The following is a 275-nucleotide window of genomic DNA, read 5'->3' as shown; positions in this document are numbered from 1 at the left end:
GTCGCGCACCGTCCTCTCGTAGTGCGCCTCCCGGGCGCGCGCCACGCGCGGGGGCAGAGCAGGGGCGCCGGTGCCGACGATGGGCACGATGCCGCCGCCCAGACCTTCGCCCGTCGGCTGCGGCGGCAGCCCGGGCTTCCACACCCACTTCTCTCCCCGGTCCTTCAACCACCGGCCCTCGCGTGACGTGACGCTCCAGAAGGGATCGGCCGAGACCCAGAACCACTCGCCCGAGTCCGCCTGCCGGTAGGTGCCGTTGTTGGTCGGGCTCCAGC

The 275-nt window shown here is 73.5% G+C and carries 1 protein-coding gene; it reads right to left on the bottom strand.

Annotated elements, in window-relative coordinates:
• Positions 1–275 (bottom strand): DUF6600 domain-containing protein (locus C1X29_RS29285; RefSeq protein WP_218275716.1); only part of this gene is annotated, 275 nt, incomplete at both ends.

The organism is Pseudomonas sp. GW456-12-10-14-LB2 (genome assembly GCF_002884345.1).
Classification (GTDB): Bacteria; Pseudomonadota; Gammaproteobacteria; order Pseudomonadales; family Pseudomonadaceae; genus Aquipseudomonas; species Aquipseudomonas paraglycinae.
This window is presented reverse-complemented; position numbering and strand designations above follow the sequence as displayed.